We start from the raw sequence: 3,414 nt of genomic DNA, 5'->3' as shown, positions 1-3,414 counted from the left end.
TTACCTTGAAAAGCTAATAGCTCTAAGCTAATAGCTTTAAGCTATTGAGTTTAAGGCTCCGACCTTGATGGTCGTCTACAATCAGGTTGAGTCCTTAGCTCTATCTGATTGGCTCAAACGCTTACAGCTTATAGCTTATAGCTAGGGCAAAGCCCTTTACCAGAGCGATCTTGAGCAAGATCGCCAAAGAGAGGATTTTCTTCAGGGCTAATTCAGATTCAATAAATAAATAATTTCTTTTGTGATGTCTTCGGTGAAACGATCGTCGCTACTGGCAATTTCTAATTTCTCAAAATTAAGGAAAATTTCAAAACCTAGAATAAAAATTAAAAATAATCTTAAATGGTATTTAATCTGATAAGTCTAACAGTACCTAGTAGAATTCAAGCAAATTAACCCGTGATAAAAGCATCCCAGTACATCTTGGCTCTCGATCTCGGTACAACAGGCAATCGAGCAATTTTGTTTAATAAACAAGGTAATATAGTTGGTCAAATTTATCACGAATTGACCCAGTATTATCCCCAACCAGGATGGCTAGAACATGATGCTACACAAATTTGGCAAGATACCTGTAGCTGTATTAAACAGGTAATTTCTGAGACGGGAATTGAAGCTCAAGAAATCGCTGCTATTGGTCTAACAGTACAAAGAGAAACCTGTTTACTGTGGGATAAAATCACAGGAGAGCCTTTACATAAAGCGATAGTCTGGCAAGATCGTCGTACTGCGGATATGTGCGATCGCCTAAAACAAGAGGGTTACAGCAACACAATCCAGCAAAAAACAGGCTTAATCTTAGATGCTTATTTCTCTGCTACCAAACTGGCTTGGTTAATTGATTGGGCAAAACAAAATAAACCCGATACTAATTGGGATAATGTAATTGCGGGAACTGTTGACAGTTGGGTGTTGTGGAATTTAACAGGGGGTAAAGTTCACGCCACAGATAGCAGCAGTGCTAGTCGCACTATGTTAATGAATTTGGATAACGGTAATTGGGATCGCCAGCTATTAGACTTATTTAATATCCCTGATTCTTTAATGCCCAAAATTCAGCCTAGTATGGGTTTATTTGGCACTACCGATTCCCAATTATTAGGAGCAGAAATTCCCATTACAGCTATTTTTGGCGATCAACAAGCTGCTCTCTTTGCCCACGGATGCGATCGCCCAGGCTTATTAAAATGCACCTATGGTACTGGTAGCTTTTTAGTGGCTCAAGCAGGTACTAACGTCGCCCGATCTAACAATCAATTACTTTCTACTGTGGCTTGGAGTACCAAAGACACCACTAACTATGCTTTGGAAGGGGCAATCTTTACGACAGGAGCTTGTATTCAATGGTTGCGAGATGGTATCAGGTTAATTTCTAATGCAGCCGAAACCGATGCCCTAGCTAGTGCAGTACCTAGTAGTAATGGAGTTTATTTTGTTCCTGCTTTGAGTGGTTTGGGCGCGCCTCACTGGAATATGAATGCTAGGGGAGCTTTTTTAGGCATTACAGGAGGTGTTAGTAAAGAACATCTGGTTAGAGCCGTTTTAGAAGCGATCGCCTATCAGGTAAAAGAAGTCATTGAAGCGGTTAACAAAGATAGCGAGCATCCTGTTTCTTTACTCAAAGTTGATGGTGGTGCTACTAGAAATAATTTTTTAATGCAGTTTCAAGCTGATGCTTTGGGTATCCCCGTAGAGCGTCCCAAAATTCTGGATGCTACAGCACAGGGAGCAGCTTTTGGCGCAGGTTTGGCTATTGGTTTTTGGGATGACTATCAGAGCTTAATCAATAATCGTGAGATCGATCGCGTCTTTGAACCAGGAGCAGGACAAGAACAAGCCCAAGCTAATTTTATACCCTGGTCACAAGCTGTAGCCAAGGTATTGTAGGGGTGAAATACTAGAAAAAAATTAACTAATTCGATTTAACATGGTTAACTTCTACTACTGTATGCACATTACCCCTGGGGTTAAAATCGCCTCTAATTGTTACCTCTAAAGGATCGGCTGCTGCTACAAAATCATCTAAAATCTGATTGATAGATTCTTCATGGGAAATATAGCGATCGCGGTAGCTATTGATATATAATTTTATTCCTTTAAGTTCCACCACTTTTTCATGAGGAAAATAGGTAATGTGAATTGTGGCAAAATCAGGATAACCAGAAAAAGGACATTTACAAGTGAATTCTGGTAAAGATATTTCTACTTTGTAGCGTCTACCTACTCTGGGATTAGGAAAAGTGATTAATTCTCCTTCAGAGATCTCTCTTTCTCCGTATTTCACCGCAGAGCTACTTGTATTTTCTGTAGAGTTAGCCATAGTCAATAGTATTTAAATATTTCCTTTGAGACAAGATATCAGAATAACAACATCGCGATTGGACGAGCTGGGGAAATTACAGCTTCCCTCGCCATCAATATTATTACTTAAAGTTGTCTGTAACTAAAAACCAAATTATACTAAAACAATTTGTTCAAGAATCATTTAAGTTTTTTTGCGTTACATCTCCTTGCGTATCATCAGTCACAGATTTTAATGCTACGAAATTAGATATTTTGAGATAATTATCCTAGGATAATCGTCTTTTTTTGTCAATGTTTATACTGAGGATTGAATAAAGCTTTTGTTTTTTTGTTATTGTTTTTAAATAGATTTAACTACAAAAAAACTATTTGCTTAAGTAATTATACGAAAACAAGAGGAAGACAATTTTAATAATTTAGTTATTTATACTATTCTCATCTCTTCCTTAAAATCAATACAATAGAACAAACTTAAAACAATCTTGAGTTTTTTTATTTGTTACTCAGAAAGAAATCAGTATCTAATTATCAAATTTATTACTAAGTGTAAGTAAGTAGTTTTCTTTCTTAATACATAAAGATCGAATTGATAGTATCTAAGTAAGTAAACAAAATTATTTGTATATTTCTATTTAGTTATAAATACTTACCCTGTTCTTGATTGCCTTTACTTGCTGCTTGCTGCTTGCTGCTTTCCCAAATGTTCAATTAATTTTGCACAGTATAATTACTTATTTTGGGGTTATGAAAAGTTCTCAAATTTCTTTTAGCGATCGCTATTAGCGATACTTTGCTTCAGTTTCTTGTGTAAAGTTATTTATAGTAAATAATACGTAATATTTTTTAACAACACGCTAGAATGTCACTATACGTTACTTATTTTCAAAGGTAAAATACAGTGCTTTTCTTTGGTAAACAGTATTTCGAGATTTTGCTCTTTTTTAGTTTCCACACAATGACTAATAAATACATCACTGGATAGATGAAAATCTTGTGAAAGAAATGTAAATTTTTAGATAAAGTTTACATTTTGGTTGATATTTTAGACTAATAACAATCATAATTAATGGCGGAGTGAACACAAGCTCGGTCTTGTCTTGACGATTATTC

General features: G+C 35.9%; 2 protein-coding genes. One reads left to right on the top strand and one right to left on the bottom strand.

From position 1 onward, the window contains the following. Positions 1-399: 399 nt before the first annotated feature. On the top strand, positions 400-1,887 hold the full coding sequence (gene glpK, locus H1P_RS31975) for a glycerol kinase GlpK (protein WP_246142041.1): 1,488 nt from the start codon (positions 400-402) through the stop codon (positions 1,885-1,887). Positions 1,888-1,912: 25 nt separating this feature from the next. On the opposite strand, the gene queF is transcribed toward glpK, so the two are convergent. After that, positions 1,913-2,320: a preQ(1) synthase gene (queF, locus tag H1P_RS31970; protein WP_144875320.1), complete on the bottom strand. Its 408-nt coding sequence runs from the start codon at positions 2,318-2,320 to the stop codon at positions 1,913-1,915. Positions 2,321-3,414: the final 1,094 nt, after the last annotated feature.

Source organism: Hyella patelloides LEGE 07179 (assembly GCF_900659865.1).
GTDB classification, from domain to species: Bacteria; Cyanobacteriota; Cyanobacteriia; order Cyanobacteriales; family Xenococcaceae; genus Hyella; species Hyella patelloides.
Note: the sequence above shows the minus strand (reverse complement) of the source record. Positions and strands in the feature narration are given on the sequence as shown.